At 49.5% G+C, this 17,112-nt stretch carries 11 protein-coding genes; 6 read left to right on the plus strand and 5 right to left on the minus strand.

The features are described 5' to 3' along the window. Entirely contained in the window at window positions 1-2,577 is a 2,577-nt protein-coding gene (locus tag NV375_RS00745; RefSeq protein ID WP_258806538.1) for a TonB-dependent siderophore receptor, read from the plus strand. 53 nt (window positions 2,578-2,630) lie between these two features. Here NV375_RS00745 and NV375_RS00750 read toward each other — a convergent pair whose 3' ends face one another. Continuing rightward, a complete protein-coding gene (locus NV375_RS00750; protein ID WP_258806539.1) occupies window positions 2,631-3,122 on the minus strand; it encodes a DUF2165 domain-containing protein in 492 nt (163 codons plus the stop codon). 255 nt (window positions 3,123-3,377) lie between these two features. Here NV375_RS00750 and NV375_RS00755 point away from each other — a divergent pair, with 255 nt between their 5' ends. After that, on the plus strand, window positions 3,378-5,603 hold the full coding sequence (locus NV375_RS00755) for an NADP-dependent isocitrate dehydrogenase (RefSeq protein ID WP_258240596.1): 2,226 nt from the start codon (window positions 3,378-3,380) through the stop codon (window positions 5,601-5,603). A 65-nt stretch (window positions 5,604-5,668) separates the two neighbouring features. Here the strand turns inward: NV375_RS00755 and NV375_RS00760 are convergent, their stop codons facing one another. Further along, window positions 5,669-7,678 carry a GGDEF domain-containing protein gene (locus tag NV375_RS00760; protein ID WP_258806540.1) on the minus strand — a complete coding sequence of 670 codons (2,010 nt, stop codon included), beginning with the start codon at window positions 7,676-7,678 and terminating at the stop codon, window positions 5,669-5,671. A gap of 97 nt (window positions 7,679-7,775) precedes the next feature. After that, a complete protein-coding gene (locus tag NV375_RS00765) occupies window positions 7,776-8,369 on the minus strand; it encodes a YqiA/YcfP family alpha/beta fold hydrolase (RefSeq protein WP_258240594.1) in 594 nt (197 codons plus the stop codon). A gap of 121 nt (window positions 8,370-8,490) precedes the next feature. Here NV375_RS00765 and NV375_RS00770 point away from each other — a divergent pair, with 121 nt between their 5' ends. Further along, window positions 8,491-9,168 (plus strand): hypothetical protein, encoded by a 678-nt coding sequence (locus NV375_RS00770; protein WP_258806541.1) that lies wholly within the window; start codon window positions 8,491-8,493, stop codon window positions 9,166-9,168. On the opposite strand, the gene NV375_RS00775 is transcribed toward NV375_RS00770, so the two are convergent. Both NV375_RS00775 and NV375_RS00780 read right to left on the minus strand, forming a co-directional pair. Further along, window positions 9,148-10,545, minus strand: coding sequence for a serine hydrolase (locus NV375_RS00775; RefSeq protein WP_258806542.1), 1,398 nt, complete (start codon window positions 10,543-10,545; stop codon window positions 9,148-9,150). The two genes, NV375_RS00770 and NV375_RS00775, sit on opposite strands and share 21 nt — an antisense overlap. A gap of 10 nt (window positions 10,546-10,555) precedes the next feature. After that, a complete protein-coding gene (locus NV375_RS00780) occupies window positions 10,556-11,422 on the minus strand; it encodes an SMP-30/gluconolactonase/LRE family protein (protein WP_258806543.1) in 867 nt (288 codons plus the stop codon). Window positions 11,423-11,566: 144 nt separating this feature from the next. Between NV375_RS00780 and dnaE the strand changes: the two genes are divergently transcribed. The 3 genes from dnaE to tilS are packed head-to-tail and all read left to right on the plus strand — an operon-like array spanning window position 11,567 to window position 17,103. Beyond that, on the plus strand, window positions 11,567-15,079 hold the full coding sequence (gene dnaE / locus NV375_RS00785; RefSeq protein WP_258806544.1) for a DNA polymerase III subunit alpha: 3,513 nt from the start codon (window positions 11,567-11,569) through the stop codon (window positions 15,077-15,079). A 38-nt stretch (window positions 15,080-15,117) separates the two neighbouring features. After that, complete coding sequence (accA, locus tag NV375_RS00790; RefSeq protein WP_258240589.1) at window positions 15,118-16,074, plus strand: acetyl-CoA carboxylase carboxyl transferase subunit alpha; 957 nt, start codon at window positions 15,118-15,120, stop codon at window positions 16,072-16,074. A 21-nt stretch (window positions 16,075-16,095) separates the two neighbouring features. Next, window positions 16,096-17,103: a tRNA lysidine(34) synthetase TilS gene (gene tilS, locus NV375_RS00795; protein ID WP_258806545.1), complete on the plus strand. Its 1,008-nt coding sequence runs from the start codon at window positions 16,096-16,098 to the stop codon at window positions 17,101-17,103. Window positions 17,104-17,112: the final 9 nt, after the last annotated feature.

Here is a 17,112-nt window from a genome sequence, read left to right on the forward strand (position 1 = left end):
ATGAAAACAACATTTCAATTATCTTTATGTGCACTTGCTCTGAGTGCCTTTTACTCGCCGCAAACAATGGCTCAAGTAGCGGATGATAATGCCGAAGCCGATGAACGTATTCAGGTCACGGGTTCGCGTATCAATCGCACTGATCTTGAGGGGGCATCGCCGGTTGATGTCATTTCGCGCGACGAAATTGAAGCATCAGGTTTTTCCAACTTACAGCAACTGCTTGAACGTAATCCAGCTGCCGGTGTAGGCACTTTCTCAACACGTGGTAACAGTCAAGATTCCACCGCTAATGGTGGAGCGGCTGTTAGCTTGCGCGGCTTTGGCGCCGACGCGACCTTAGTGCTGGTGAACGGACGTCGGGTGAACGTGTCAGCTTTTGCGGAAGGTGTGGCGAATTCTTTTGTTGATATCAATACCATTCCAGTTGCAGCAATTGAGCGTATTGATATTTTGAAGGATGGCGCTTCAGCTATTTACGGTTCCGATGCAGTTGCCGGCGTGGTCAACGTTATTCTGCGTGACGATTACGTGGGTACTGAGTTTAATGCTGGTTATGGTGGTACTACCGGACCCTCTTATGACGAAACCACGTTTAGCACTGTATGGGGCAATGGCGACTCATCAGGTAACACTACGGTTATTCTGGATTACTTTAAAAACTCATCGATCATGGGTTACGAAATGGGGCGCTTTGGTACCGCAAACCAAGCACCTTATGGTGGTAATGACTTCCGCTCATCACGCGGTTATCCGGGCAACTTCATTCTTAATGGTGAGGTAGTGATCGACCCTGACTGCCCTGCGGAAAACGCCTTCGGGCAAACCTGTGTGTATGATTATGGTCCTTGGACCATGACCATTCCAGAAGCTGAACGGGTCGGCGCACTGATTCTCGCCAACCGACAACTGAGCACTAACGTCGAGGGCTATCTCGAAATAGCGGCGCAACATAACTCGTCAATGGCCGGTGGTGCAGCGACGCCACTAGATCTTGATGCAGGGCTTTACGTGCCTGCCGACCATCCCAATAACCCTTGGGGTGAACGCGTCGATATTAACCGCTATCGCACAGTTGATGCAGGAAACCGAGTTTGGAGTATTGAGTCTGATACGTTGCGCTTAGTAGCTGGTTTGCGCGGTATGGTCGGAATGTGGGACTGGGACGTTGCCGTACAAAAAGCGCGCAGTCGTTCGTTGCAAACTGGTGACAAATCACAAGGCTGGGTACGCACTGACTTGATGCAACAAGAAATCAATGCCGGGCGCTATAATCCATTCGGCGGTGTTACCAATCCACAGAGTGTGATTGATGCGATCACGACAAGCCTCGTGCGCCGCGGTGAGTCGCATTTAACTGCAGTGGACGGCAGCATTACCGGTGAAGCGTTTGAGCTTGGTGGTCGCCAAGTCATGATGGCGGCAGGTTTTGAATATCGTGAAGAAGACGTTGAAGATATTCCTGATGATCAATTCCAGCGCGGGTTGATCTTTGGTACCGAATCGGTTTCGGCAAGTGCCGAGCGTGACCAGTGGGCTGCATATGTTGAGTTTCTCGCACCGCTGACCGATGATCTTGAATTGAGTATTGCTGCGCGTCACGATGACTACAGTGATTTTGGTACCACAACGAACCCACAAGTGAAGCTGCGCTGGACAGCAACGGATACTTTAAGCTTCCGCGCTTCGTATGGTGAGGGCTTTCGTGCTCCGTCGTTGGCTCAGATTGGCCTAGGTCCATCACAAGTATCACAGTTCTTCCTCGATACTTATCGTTGCCCAGAGGTTGATCCAAACAACCCTGCCTGCGCAGCAACCGATTACACGATTGTCTTCGGTGGTAACCCTAACCTTGAAGCTGAAACTTCGGAAAGCTGGAACCTTGGTGCTGTTTGGCAGGTCACCCGTGACTGGGATATCAGCGCTGATATTTGGTCAATCACCCAAGACAATAAGATCGACCGTAATGATTATGAGCTGGTTTATCAGGCGGAGTGTAATAACCAAAATAGTACGGTATGTGTGCGTTTAGACCCGCTTCCAGGCGAAACACTAGGGCCGCTGTCGCGACTGTATAATAGCTACATCAACATCAGTTCCCAAGAGGCGAGTGGTATCGACTTCTCGACCAACTATGGCATGTCACTTGATGACATGGGTGACCTCAAGTTGGCATTGGATTGGTCTTACATGACCAAATTTGAGAAAAACGGTATCGATTATGCTGGCGAATACAACTACCCAGAACATCGTTGGGTCGCTTCAGCAGACTGGACACGCGGTTTTTTTGGTGCCACTGCGACCTTGACCTACATTGGTGAGTTTGAAGATTATCAAGCACCACAGGAAGTCGAGTCCAGCGAGGCTCGTACCGTTGATGCGCAAACACTGTTGGATCTGCAAGTGCGCTACGATGTCTCGACAAACATGCAGGTAGTTCTCGGAGGGACCAATGTTCTTGATGAAGAACCTCCATTTGCAATTGGGGACGGTGATGGCGATCTCTACGGTTATGCCTCATCTGTGCACAACCCGCGCGGTAGCTTCGTGTACGGTAAATTCAGTTATAAGTTTTAAACACAACATCGCATGCAAAAAGGGACGGCGTTACCGTCCCTTTTTTATGTTATTTACGTGGGCTCGGGTTGGTAGACGAACCAGGTAACTAAAGCCACTGAAGCAAGGTAAATAAAGGCACCACGCATAGAAGCATCGCCAAGTTCGGTTTGCCACATTTGGAAAAAAGCGCCTCCAATGACTTGGAAAAAGCCAAACCAAACGAGTAACGCAATTCCTGCCCCGATAAGAACCCATGACTTCTCGGCTTGGAAGAGGTTGGATGGCGCATTGCGCACTTGGATGAGCTTCCATACAGCGACTAAAAACACCAGCCCAGCAGTGAGTTCGGCGGCAATCACTAATGCTGCGGCCAGCCATATAAGTGTCGGTTGCGAGATCGCAAAGGCAAAAGTCGTTGGATAGTAATTGTGATTTTCCATGCCCATAACTGCCGCCATCACACTATACACCGCATCAAGGTTGGCAATATTTTGCAGCGCGTAAAATAGGCATAGTAGTCCCAAGCTACCGGTGAGTAGAATTTTAAGCCACTTAAGTACCATGTTGGTTTCCTCATTGTTGTTATTTGTTCGGTTAAACCATGAAAATGGCCATTTAGAGTGATAGACCCTGGCCATCGGCCTGTCAAAGATAGGGGGCATAATTCATCCGGTGAATACTCAAATTCAAGCTATGCTTACTGGTCTATAATCCGCTTTCTTGCTATACTTCGCGCCACTTTTTACATCCTTTGCGAACCTATTTGCGACGAAGCATTTTTGTCGATTTAGGTAAGTGCAACCAAGTAAGGAATGACAATGGCGAATGACAAATCAAAGATTATTTATACGGAAACGGATGAAGCGCCACGTTTAGCGACCTATTCGTTACTGCCAATTATCCGTGCGTTTACTGAGGCAGCAGGTGTGTCAGTTGAAACTCGCGATATTTCATTGGCTGGCCGTGTAATTGCATTGTTCCCTGAGTTTTTGACCGAAGAACAGCGCATCAATGATGCTTTGGCAGAGCTTGGTGAACTTGCGAAAACGCCAGAAGCGAACATTATCAAGTTGCCAAACATCAGTGCTTCGATCCCACAATTGACTGCGTGTATTAAAGAGCTGCAGAGCCAAGGTTACGCCTTGCCAGACTACCCGTTTGAACCAAAAACGGATGAAGAACGTGACATTAAAGCGCGTTATGACAAAGTGAAAGGTTCTGCGGTTAACCCTGTGTTGCGCGAAGGTAACTCTGATCGCCGCGCGCCAGCATCCGTTAAAAATTATGCGAAGAAGCACCCTCATCGTATGGGCGCATGGAGTAACGACTCCAAAACCCGTGTTGCGCACATGGATGATGGTGACTTTTATAGCAGCGAGCAATCGACCACTTTCGCCCAAGCTGACGACTTAAAGATTGTTCTGAATACACCAGCCGGCCAAACGGTATTAAAAGACTCGGTAAAAGTCTTAGCTGGTGAAGTCGTTGACGCCGCACGCATGGACGTTGCGCAACTGCAAGAGTTCTTTGCACGTGAAACAGCGAAAGCGAAAGAAGAGGGTGTATTGTTATCGTTGCATCTGAAAGCAACGATGATGAAGGTTTCTGACCCGATCATGTTTGGTCATGCGGTCAAGGTGTACTTCAAAGCGTTGTTCGATAAGCACGCTGATCTGTTCAAAGATTTGGGTGTTGATGCGACGAATGGTTTCGGTGATGTACTTGCCAAAATCGCTGAATTACCAGCCGACCAACGCGCCGAAGTTGAAGCTGACATCCAAGCGGTGTACGAGAATCAACCTGATCTAGCCATGGTGAACTCGCACAAAGGCATTACGAACCTGCACGTTCCAAGTGATGTCATCATCGATGCATCTATGCCGGCGATGATCCGTGACTCAGGAAAAATGTGGAATAAAAACGATGAGCGCCAAGATACCCGTGCGATGATCCCAGATCGTTGCTACGCAGGTGTTTATCAAGAAACCATTACTTTCTGTCGTGAAAACGGTGCTTTCGACCCAGCAACCATGGGAACGTGCCCGAACGTTGGTTTGATGGCGCAAAAAGCTGAAGAATATGGTTCTCACGATAAGACTTTTGAAATTCCAGCAGATGGTACTGTGAAAGTACTGAATCAGGCAGGTGAAGAAGTATTCAGTCACGACGTGAAGAAAGGCGATATTTGGCGCATGTGTCAGGTCAAAGACGCACCTATTCGCGATTGGGTGAAGCTTGCTGTCAATCGTTCACGTTTGAGTGGCATGCCAGCCGTGTTCTGGCTAGATGCGAATCGCGCGCATGATGCGCAGTTGATTGAGAAAGTAACGACTTACCTCAAAGAGCACGACACCGATGGTCTTGATATTCAGATCATGGCGCCGGTCGACGCCACTCGTCATACATTACAACGTATGAAAGAAGGTAAGGACACCATTTCTGTGACCGGTAACGTTTTACGTGACTATCTAACTGATCTGTTCCCAATCCTTGAACTGGGTACTTCAGCTAAAATGCTGTCTATCGTACCTTTGATGAACGGCGGTGGTTTATTTGAAACTGGCGCTGGTGGTTCAGCACCGAAGCACGTACAACAGTTCGTTGAAGAAAACTATTTGCGTTGGGATTCATTGGGTGAGTTTTTGGCACTTGCCGCTTCGTTGGAGCACTTAGCTCAGCGCACCGCTAACCAACGTGCTCAGATCTTAGCTGATGCGTTGGACAAAGCGACCGCTAAATTCCTCGAAAACGATAAGTCGCCAGCACGTAAGCTTGGTCAAATCGATAACCGTGGTAGCCACTTCTATCTCGGCATGTACTGGGCTGAAGCCTTGGCTGCACAGATGGAAGATACAGATTTGGCAGCACGTATGGGTAAGTTAGCGAGCTTCCTTAACGACAATGAACAACAAATTGTCGATGAGCTTAACGGCGTTCAAGGCAAGCCAGTTGAAATTGGTGGTTACTATCAGCCAGATGGTGAGCTTGTTTCGACTGCAATGCGGCCTTCGACAACTTTGAATGAAGCCCTAGCAAATCTTTAAGATTGACGAACAAGTTAGGTTAAATAACGCAAAAGCCGCAATTTAGATTGCGGCTTTTTTTTTAACTAGCGCACTACCAGAGTTTCCGGCTCAGCACCTGGGACTTGATAGCGTATGCGATTGCGTCCTTCACTCTTGGCTTGATAGAGAAGGGTATCGACATCTTTCACTGTGGCCTCCCAGTTCGGTGGAGTTCGGTTACTTGCAATGACCCGACAACCGCCGCTTAAGGTAATGTGCAAGCGCCCAGCGCTGGTATGAAATGGCTTTTCGCTAATGTCGTTAAGCAATTTGCGCGCAACTTGTAAGACTTGTTCGGCGTTAACGTGTTCCAGCACTAATAGAAACTCTTCACCCCCCCAACGCACTGCCATATCGGTTTTCCGCACCGCTTGTTTGACGCGCCGTCCGAATTCGATGAGGACTTCGTCGCCAACGCTGTGGCCGTGTTTATCATTAATGGTTTTAAAGTGATCAATATCGATGATAAATACTGCATGATTGCCCGTGTATAGACGCTTTTCGTCACGTAGTAACTGATCATAGATAGCACGACGGTTATGAAGACCGGTTAACGGATCGCGTAGCGACTGCTCGTGCAATTCGGCGTTCGCTTGATTCAGCAAGGCGTTTAATTTACGCGTTTTACGGTAACCAAAGGCGAAGAGTAGAATGAGTAAAACCAATGAGCCGGCGGCAAGAGCAAAAAGTTGTTGTTGACGCTGTTGCGCGGCAAGCTCTTGAGTTTGTAGGTCGGCCTGTTGTTCGAGTAGTTTAATCTCGTATGATTTTTCTGCAGCTTGATAACGCACCTGTAGCTCGTTCACTTTCTGATCTCGTTCAGCTGCCGCGAGCTCTGAGGTCATTTGTACTTGTTGTTTTAGTATTTCAGCTTGCTTTTGATATTTACCCGCAACCTCATAAGCCTTGGCAATATGCGAAAGTAAGATGGCTTGTTCACGTTTTTGCGCAAAACTATTAAATACTTCAGCAGCTGCTAACATCTCTTGCAGGCCCTGTTCATGTTGGCCTTGAAGCACTTTGATATACCCTAAGTTAAACTCTGTCACCGAACGCTCGTTAACGTTGCCGATTTGCTTGGCAATCGCTAGCCCCTGTTCTAAATAGCGTTTTGCCTCGTCGAGCTCTTCCATCAACAACTTTGCCGCTCCAGCATTATTATATGCGAGCATCTCAACTCGTGGATTATCTAGCTGTTTACCGACTTCAGCAGCCTTTAGAAACGCCGCAACGATTTCATCAGACGGGCCTTGTTGATATTGACGAGAGTAGGCAGCGATTAAATAGAGATCGGCAAGGTGATTAGTATTGCCCGTGCGTAGTGCTTCGGAAATGGTGCGTTCAGCAGTTTCTGCGGAAGCTTGCCAACGACCTAAATTGGCTTGAATGCGCGCTAAATGAAGATTTAAAAACTGGCGCCGCCGCTGTTGTTCACTCGGGTCTGTTTGCGGTATGAGAGTTTGCGCGGCAAGCAAATATTCCAGCGCTGCGGGGATTTGCCCGTTTTGCTGTAAGGTGCGAGCGATTACATGATTTGCATGATAACGTACCCGTGGGTTCGAAACATCAGGAAGCCAAGCTTCTATTTCCTTGGTTTTCGCAAGAGCTGCAGCAAAGTCAGAAGTGGCAAGGTAGGCTTCAGCAATATCGATGTGTACTTCGGCGATCGCATTAGGATTACCGGATTTTTCCGCAATTATCAGCACCTCATCGGCAATGGCAAGAGCTGCAGGAAGCTTTTGTTCCATTGCCAAAAACACGATTTGATAGCCTTGCGCTCGGACAAAGGTTTCGATTGGTGTATCCACATCAACGGTGCGTAGTAACTCTTCTAATGCCGCATGATTACTTGGCGTGAAGTCACCGTCCATGAGTTCATTCAAGCGCGCTTCAAGCTTGGGATCTTGTGGTGATGTCTTCGTCGGAGGTGTAACGACTGCTTGCTCGTCGAAGAGTCCTTTATAAGCCTCTTGCACTTCGGCGTAAGCAGGAGTGTTTAGCAATGACAATGCAAAAACGACTAAAGTGATCGCAGGTTTATTCTGATAGTGCATTGCAGTGCCATACCAAGGTTGCGGTTACATGCATTAACCTTACTCGTTCAGTGCCATGCTGTCTAGATTTTGTCCACGCTTTTAGTGCCGAAAATGCTTAAATTGGCGCACAAAAAAACGCAACGATTTCCTTCGGATAACGGGCAAAGCCGACAAACCCATGATCGCCGCCTTGCTCTATGGTGTGTTTTGCATGGGGGAGGGCAGCTGTCGCTTCACGATAGTCCAACAATTCATCGCCAGTTTGTACCAGTAGCCAACAGGTTTGCGGTGTTAATGCCGATGGATAGTGAGGCTCAAGCTGCTGTAGCGTTTCGACGTAGCTTTCGCGCCATTCATATGGGCTGTCATCGAAGTAATTGATCGCTTGTCCTAACGCGCGACGTAACGATTTACCTGCGTGCATAGATGGATTAATAAGTGTGACCTTGAGGTCGTACTTCTGCGCTAATGCGTGAGCATAAAAACCACCTAATGATGATCCCATCAAGCACAATTGCTGAGGCGCTAACATTGCATTGAGTTGCTCGACGAGCTCAGTCAGGGTTTGCCATGCGAGTGCTGGAATATGAGATAGCGACGGGGCAATAAACCTGATGTCGTGTGCAGCGCAATAGTCACGCATAATTTGCGCCTTACTGCCAAAGCCATTGGAACCGAAACCATGAATAAACAAAATGACAGGTTGCATGCCTACCTCTATTGCACTGAGTCTTATGTGGGGGCTATTTGTATCATAGTTACTGGTGACATCGCAGCAATTTGTGCTAGCTTATGAAATCATTTTTTAACAACTATGAGATACAGCAACCATGACAAAGCTCATGCACTTTATTTATTGGTCGGTGATTATCATTTTAGCAGTGCTGCTTTGGCGTGAGCACCAAGACACGCCGTCAAGTAGTGGGGTAACCACTATTGGGAAACGTGCTGAGGTCAATTCAACGGCGAGCGCCGCAAGGCCAACTGAAATCACGAGTGCAGCTGATGAATCTAATGGTAGCGTGACTGCAACACGGATGCCTGAAGCCGAAGCGCATGGCGTACTACCAACAGCGACGGCCAACGATGGCGCGACAGATGACAACGACGAGCAATCGCCGTCAGCGATGGAAGCGGCTGACGATGACGCCTACGCCGATGCAAACGAACGTATGCTAGCACAGCTTCAACGTGCGCAAAGTTATCCTCAACGTTTGCAGCGTGAGGGTGTGGATCAAGATTGGAATTATCAAGTAACGAGTGATGTTGAGCGCGTATTTACGGACGTTACTGGACTTGATAAAGAGCATCTAGGTGGCGTTACCTGTCGTATGACGTTATGTGAGGTACTGGTGTCGGCACGCACAGAGTCGCCAATTGATACCATGATGCGTTTGCAAAAGCGTTTGATCGAGATGCCGTGGTACACCGAAGACTATTCAACAATCTTCGATGCCACGGACAGTGACGGTTTTTATCGCATTTACTTAGAGCGCGAGCGCCCTTAGTACATCTCGGGTGAAGTCGTGCTCATTGAAACCGGGTTCACCGGCGATGTCGTAGCCGCGACGAACAATGACGAGATTACGACTGGGGATAATCACTAAGAACTGGCCGCGATTGCCGCGCGCCGCAATGGTGTCATTGGGGAGTTCAGGAAAGCGTTCGTTGTACAGCCACCATTGCGCGCCATAACCGGGAGCTGCTGCCGGCGGTTGTGCTGGAGCAGGGCTGCTGATGTAGCTCAGCCAGTTCTCGGGTAAGATTTGTTCGCCGTTCCAGACGCCATTATTGAGGTGTAAAACGCCGAGTCGCGCAAGATCACGCGCAGTGGTCCACACTTGCGACGAAAGAATGAAATCTCCCTGCCAATCGGTCTCTAAAAACGTGTGTTCCATGCCGACTTTGTCGAGCAATTGTTCATAGGGGAAGCGTAGGTAATCGTCGAATGTGGCGAACCGCTCGCGTAAGGTACGTAGGGCAAGCAAGGTGTCATTATTAGCGTACTTCCAACGCTCACCTGGGGTGACTTCTAATGCGCTTTCCGTGGCGGTATCGCTAACCAGGCCGCCTCCCATGTAGACACGGTCGGTGCGGTTACCCGCTTTATTACTGTCGAGACCCGATGCCATGTGTAATAAGTTTTCGAGGGTTATGGCACGACGTGGATCGAGATCATGGGACCAGTTTTCGATACCTGCGGGTTCGTCAAGTTCGAGCAAACGTTGTTGCACAGCGGCGCCAATGACACTGGCGCCGATACTTTTGGCAACCGACCAAGTGCGTTGTGCTGTTTCTGGCGTAAAACCCGTTTGATACTTCTCGGCGATAATATGTTCAGGACTAACCACCAGCACAGCCGAAGTTCGGGCGCCACTGCCGTACGCTTTGCCAAACGCGCGATCAATCACTGCAGTTAAAGCTTGTTGTTGTGCATCGTTGAGTTGCAGAGGACGTTCAGCCCACGGTGCGCCATCATCGCTACCGGAAGCTAACGCATCAGCAAAGGGATTTGCCACCTTAGCGAGGTCTTTGATGCTGGCGCCTACTGGCAAGTCGACACAACCGAGTTTTGGCCGCCAAACCGAAATACGTGCACGTTGTCCTTCATCGTAGGTAACGCGAACATAGCGGTGGTCACGGTTGATTTCAGGCTGCAATTGCTGAACTTTGTCAGCCACGAGCGAATAGATCCCAGTGAGCTCGTCGCGACGAATCGCGCTAATTTCTTTGTTACCATTAAACACTGCGCTACAGGTAAAGCCGGCGAGGTAACCTGCAGCATAAGCGTTTTCGGTAGTTTCGGTTTCTGTCGCATTGCTTATCGGCAAAGCACTCAGCGCCAACAAGGCTGAGCTTAATGTGGTCATCGAAGTACGTCGCATGCTGAATACCTTAATGGGAATCGTTAAGCGTGATTTTAACCACCTCGGTTTGATTGGTCACGTACAGTACCCGCTTATCGGTCTCAACTAATGTCACATTCGCCGTAAAGTTAGGTAGCGAAATGGTTTCTTTGAGTTCGCCTGTTGGCGCATAAACGTAAATTCCTTCGGGGCCTGCCACGTACAAAGTACCGTCGGCTGCGACCGCCATGCCGTCCATACCTTGATCGTATTCACCGTCGAGCTCGGCAAATAGTCGTTTGTTACTTACTCCTTCGGCGGTGACGTCGTAAGCAAAAATTTGCCAGCGGTAGGCGTCAGTTACATAAAGCGTTGTTTGTTGCGGGTTAAGGATAATGCCATTGGGGCGATGCAGTTTGTCGTCGATGAGTGTCAAATCGCCAGTGGGAGACAGCGCAAAAACACCAGAGAAAGAGAGTTCTTGTTGTTCCGCGCTAATGGCAAAGGGCGGATCGGTAAAATAGAGTACACCGTTCTCGCCAAGCACAAGGTCATTTGGACTGTTCAGACGTTTGCCTTGGTACTCCGTGGCAAGTGCTGTTTGGGTGCCATCTTTATTTAACCGAGCGATGCGTCGTGCATAATGTTGTGCCATCACTAGCTGACCGTCGTGATCGACGATTAAGCCGTTCGCTTCGCTGGAGGGGCGCACCGCAACTTCGGTGGTTGCGTCGGGCTGCCAACGCCAAATGGTGTTGGCGGGAATATCCGAAAACCATAGCGCGTTATCATGCCAAAGAGGGCCCTCAGTAAATTGGTGACCGTCACTAATCACCTCGACGTGATGTTCTTGCGCTACGGCGAATGGCGCAAAAACCATAAGAAAAATTGTATTTAGCAGTAGGTTTTTCATCATTTTAACCTCACAAAATGGGTGTCGCCTGAGCTTAGCTGATTAACACAGAAAAGACACCATGACAGATGGAATCAGAACATGACATCGGTCGAAGCATGCGGCACAATAGATGCATAGTCTCACGATAAGAAAAGCCGATTGCGCATGACGGAACAAGCTCAAGAATCAGCTCCGACCTTTATTCATTTACGGGTACACAGCGATTTCTCGATGATCGATGGCCTTGCCAAAGTTGGACCCATTTGCGGTGCGACCGCAGACCTTGGCATGCCAGCTCTGGCGCTAACTGATCAAATGAATATGTGCGGCCTTGTGCGGTTTTATCGCACCACTCAAGGTAAAGGGCTAAAGCCCATTGTTGGCTGCGATTTATGGGTTCTGCCAGAGGGCTGGACGCCGGACCATCAAGAGCCTCCGTTCCGCTTAACTGCGTTGGCGATGAACAATGACGGTTATCAGCAGCTTACCCAACTGATTAGCCGCGGCTATCTAGCAGGGCACCGCGCTGGGCGACCGTGCGTGAATAAGGAGTGGCTTGCTGAGCATGCAGAGGGCGTACTGTTATTGAGCGGTGGCCGTGACGGCGATGTTGGTCGTAAACTTTTACAAAACCGCAAAGCCGAAGCTGAAGCCGAACTGGCCTTTTACCAACAGCATTTTCCTGATCGCTACTATCTCGAGTTAATGCGCACTGGGCGCCCGCAAGAAGATGATTATTTGCATGCTGCGGTGGCATTGGCGGCAGAACATGACGTGCCAGTGGTGGCGACTAATGAAGTGGTGTTCCTCAAGCCGGATGACTTTCATGCTCATGAAGTACGGGTTGCAGTCGCCGATGGCTACACCCTTGATGACAAGCGCCGTCCGAAAAAATACAGCCGCGAGCAATACTTAAAAAGCTCTACTGAAATGGCGGAGTTGTTCGCAGATATTCCAGAAGCACTTACCAATACGGTGGAAATTGCCAAGCGCTGTAATGTCACTATCACGCTTGACGAATACGTCTTGCCTGAGTTTCCGACCGGTGGCATGACGCCAGAGGACTTCTTGGTCAAGAAATCACAAGAAGGGCTCGAAGAACGATTACAACAACTCTTTCCTGACGAGGTTGAGCGCACAGAAAAGCGTAAAGAATACGACGAGCGCTTACAAATAGAGCTCGACGTGATTAATCAAATGGGCTTTCCTGGCTATTTTTTGATCGTAATGGAGTTTATTCAGTGGTCAAAAGATAACAACATACCTGTCGGCCCTGGGCGTGGTTCAGGCGCGGGTTCATTGGTTGCTTATGCGTTAAAAATTACTGACCTTGATCCGCTGGAACTCGATCTACTTTTTGAGCGTTTCTTGAACCCTGAGCGGGTTTCGATGCCGGATTTCGATATCGATTTCTGTATGGAACGCCGCGACGAGGTTATCGACCATGTGGCAGAATTGTATGGTCGTGAAGCGGTCTCGCAAATCATTACCTTTGGTACCATGGCGGCCAAGGCATCAATTCGCGATGTTGGCCGTGTCCTCGGCCACCCCTACGGGTTTGTCGATAAGATCACCAAATTAGTGCCGGGCGATCCGGGTATGACCCTTGAAAAAGCCTTTGAAGTCGAGCCACGTCTACCTGAAATGTACGATCAAGATGAAGATGTGCGTGATCTGATTGATATGGCTCGCATTCTTGAAGGGGTAACGCGTAATGCCGGCAAACATGCTGGTGGTGTCGTTATCGCACCCGAAAAAATCACTGATTTTTCGCCGTTGTATTGCGATGAAGAAGGTAAGCAACCGGTTACTCAGTTTGACAAAAATGATGTCGAAGCTGCGGGTTTGGTGAAGTTTGACTTCTTAGGTCTGCGTACTTTAACCATCATCCAATGGGCATTGGATATGGTGAATAGCAAACGTGCCCGCAAAGGTGATGGACCGATTGCCATTGAGCGGATCCCCCTTGATGATCCGAAGTGTTTTAAATTATTGAAGAAAGCCCAAACTACCGCCGTATTTCAGCTTGAATCGAGCGGTATGAAACAGCTGATTAAGAAGCTGCTGCCCGATAGTTTTGAAGATATTATCGCCTTGGTAGCGTTGTTCAGACCAGGGCCGTTGCAGTCAGGTATGGTCGACAACTTTATCGATCGTAAGCATGGTCGCGAGCAGATCTCGTATCCCGATAAAGACTACCAACATGAGTTGCTGCAGCCCATTTTGGAGCCCACCTACGGGGTTATTTTGTACCAAGAGCAGGTCATGCAGATTGCTCAGGTTTTGGCGGGTTATTCACTAGGCGGCGCCGATTTGCTGCGGCGTGCCATGGGTAAGAAAAAACCAGAAGAAATGGCCAAGCAGCGCGCGGTTTTTGCCGAAGGTGCTGAAAAGAACGGCATTGACCCAGATCTAGCGATGAAAATCTTTGACTTGGTCGAAAAATTCGCTGGTTATGGTTTCAACAAATCACACTCGGCTGCCTACGCTTTAGTGTCCTATCAGACGCTATGGATGAAAACCCATTATCCCGCAGAGTTTATGGCCGCAGTGATGTCGGCCGATATGGATAACACTGACAAAATCGTTACTTTGGTCGACGAGTGCGAACAAATGGGACTGAAGTTGCTGCCACCTGACGTCAATGTTGGGCAGTACAAATTTACCGTGGATGATGAAGGTCATGTTGTTTACGGAATCGGCGCGATTAAAGGTGTTGGCGAGGGCCCGATTGAGGCCATTCTGGCCGCTCGTAATGAAGGCGGCGAATTCAGTGATCTATTCGACTTTTGTTGTCGGGTGGATTTGAAAAAACTCAATCGCCGGGTATTGGAACGCTTGATTCGTGCCGGTGCGATGGATTCATTGGGACCACACCGTGCGGCGCTTATGGCAACCTTGGAAAAAGCCATGCGCCAAGCAGAGCAGCATGCGCGTGCGGAGGCCATTGGCCAGTCAGATTTGTTCGGGGTCCTTACGAGTGCAGCCGATACTGACACTATTGAACATGAGTTTGAGCAGGTTGCTGAGTGGCCCGAGGCCGTATGGCTCGACGGCGAGCGGGAAACCCTTGGACTATACTTAACCGGACACCCGATCAATCGCTTTCGCCGTGAATTGCGCAATTATGTGCCCTGTAACCTAAGTGATGTGCGGCCGACAGGGCGTGATCAAATGACGACCATCGCTGGGCTAGTGATCGACATGCGGGTTATGGTGAATAAAAAAGGTGCGCGTTGGGCGATTGTGACGCTAGATGACAAAACAGCCCGATTTGATGTACGCTTTTTTGCGCAAGATTATGAAAATTACGAGCATTTGCTGGCGAAAGACCAAATTTTGGTCATAAAAGGAGAGGTCAGCTTTGATGATTACTCGGGGGGCAATACAATGACCGCCCGAGAAGTGATGACCATTACGGGTATGCGAGAGCAATATGCGAAAGGTTTGCGCGTTGCGGTGCGGCCAGAACACCTTGAAGGTGCAGGTATGAAGCGTCTCCTCGCGACATTGCAAGCTTATAAGGGCGGCGCTTGCCCGCTGTTGATCGACTATCAACGGCCCGATGTCAAAGCGAGCTATCAAGCCGCAACCGAATGGTTCATAACACCAGAAGATGAATTAATTTATGAGCTGGAACAGCAGCTTGGACCGCAACAGGTCGCACTAGAATTTTGATCCGCAACGGCATACTGGCGTTGCATATGGGAGTCCAAATGAATTTGCAATTTTTAGAGTTCGAGAAGCCAATTGCTGAGCTACAAGCACAAATTGACGAGCTGAAGGCAGTCGGTGCCAAAGGTGACTTCGACATTTCCATCGAAGAAGAGATTGCTAAGCTGCAAGAGAAGCGGGAACAGCTGATCGAAAAGATTTTCGGTAACCTAGGTGCATGGCAAGTTGCGCAGATGGCGCGTCACCCGATGCGCCCTTATACCTTGGACTACATTGAGCACATTTTTACCGATTTTGACGAGCTCGCTGGTGACCGTGCGTTTGCCGACGATCGTGCAATTGTCGGCGGTACGGCGCGCCTTGATGGTCAACCAGTTATGATTATTGGTCACCAGAAAGGGCGTGAGACGAAAGAAAAAATCTTTCGTAACTTTGGCATGCCAAAACCGGAAGGCTATCGCAAAGCGCTGCGTCTAATGGAAATGGCTGAACGCTTTAAGATGCCGATTATTACCTTTATCGACACGCCAGGGGCATACCCAGGTATCGGCGCTGAAGAGCGCGGGCAATCAGAAGCTATCGCAAGGAACTTGAAAGTGATGGCGCGCTTGAACGTACCTATTGTCTGTACTGTTATTGGTGAAGGTGGCTCAGGTGGTGCATTGGCGATTGGCGTCGGTGACCGCGTTAACATGTTGCAATACTCAACGTACTCGGTCATTTCGCCGGAAGGCTGTGCTTCGATTTTGTGGAAGAGCGCTGAGAAGGCCTCAATTGCTGCGGAAGCAATGGGTGTTACCGCAGATCGCAGCCTTGAGCTGGGCTTGATTGATCAGATTATTCCCGAGCCATTGGGCGGTGCGCATCGCGACTACACGGCCATGGCGCAAAGCCTGAAACAGCGTTTGTTGACTGACTTGGGTGAGCTGAAAGGGCTGGATAAAACCGCGTTGCTCGAGCAGCGTTACCAGAAACTCATGTCGTTTGGTTATTGCTAAACAGCGGCGTCATCGACTTACGTGAACACTGAGTATCGCGACCTTTATCCTAAATTTGCCGCAGCGTTAGCCAAACTAACGCTGCGACCGCACCAACAGCTCGTTGCCTGTCTTGGCGGCGGCGCCGATTCGCAAACTATTCTTGATCTGCTCGACCGCTGGCGCAGCGAGCATCCCCATTTTAATTATTTAGCTATTCATCTTGATCACCGTTTTCATCCGAGTTCCGGCGAGTGGGCCGAGGGTCTCCGCAAGGATTGCTTACGGCGTAACTTTCCAATGCACTGTGAAGTTTTGCCGGTGCCGCAGGGGGCAAGGATTAGCAAAGAAGCGGCGGGGCGTGAAGCGCGTTATCAGCGGCTCAATGAGCTTGCCGACGCTGATGCGGTAATGCTGCTCGGGCAGCATCGCAATGATCAGATCGAAACGTTTCTGCTACAACTCAAGCGCGGTGCCGGACCGAAAGGCTTGGCCGCAATGGCTCAAACCATCGCTAGCGAAGCCACCCATCGTCCTGGCACGCAGACATGGTTGCGCCCTTTGCTGGGGGTAAGCAAGGCCGAAATTTATGCTTACGCGGAACAACATAAATTACACTGGATCGAAGACGACACCAATTATGACACAACCATAGATCGTAACTTCTTGCGTCACGAGGTGGTGCCGAAACTTGAAGAGCGCTGGCCTCAGTTTGGTAATTCGGTGTTACGTAGTGCCCAGCTTTGCGCTGAACAGCAAGATGTTCTTGAAGAATTACTGCATGAGCAACTGAAACCGGCGTTGAACGAAGCTGGGGAACTGGCGGTTGATCAACTGAAATCGCATTCAGCGGCCACGCAGCGAGCTTTACTGCGCGTTTGGCTGCACCAAAATGGTGCAACTATGCCGTCGTATGCGCAACTTGAAGAAATACGCACTCAAATGGTGCAAACCGGCAATGATAAACAGCCCCAAGTCGCATGGGGACGTTTTTTACTGACTCGGTCTCGCGACCGCTACTTGCAATTGCAGCAACGTACCAGCAGCTAAGGATAGAAC

It is taken from the genome of Pseudidiomarina sp. CB1, from assembly GCF_024752025.1.
In the GTDB taxonomy this organism is placed as follows: domain Bacteria; phylum Pseudomonadota; class Gammaproteobacteria; order Enterobacterales; family Alteromonadaceae; genus Pseudidiomarina.